This window comes from Corynebacterium sp. MSK310, from assembly GCF_030227355.1.
Lineage (GTDB): Bacteria > Actinomycetota > Actinomycetes > Mycobacteriales > Mycobacteriaceae > Corynebacterium > Corynebacterium rhinophilum.
In genome coordinates this window covers 1-298 of record NZ_JASPFZ010000070.1, presented here as the reverse complement: position 1 = coordinate 298, position 298 = coordinate 1, and the positions used below count along the sequence as shown (strand labels likewise).

General features: G+C 52.0%; 1 protein-coding gene. It reads left to right on the top strand.

Going from position 1 to position 298, the window contains the following annotated elements; translation table 11 throughout:
* A partial coding sequence (locus QP891_RS11750) for an IS110 family transposase (protein WP_284817094.1) occupies nt 1–298 on the top strand: 298 nt, incomplete at both ends.

The window sequence follows — 298 nt, the reverse complement described above, 5'->3', positions numbered from 1 at the left end:
TGCGTCTTAGATAGCCACGGCGCCCAGGTCCTGTCCAAACGAATCAATCAAAACGAGCAGTCCTTACGCGCGCTCTTTTCGAATTTCTACTCTGGTAACAACAAGGTCCTTGTCGTTGTTGACCAGCCAAATAACATTGGTCGGCTTACTGTCGCGGTAGCCCAAGACCTTGGAATTGATGTGCGCTATCTTCCCGGCTTGGCAATGCGTCAGCTCTCACGCATCCATGCCGGAAACGCCAAAACGGACATCCGAGATGCCTACATCATCGCCCACGCTGCAAAGAACCTTCCAGAAT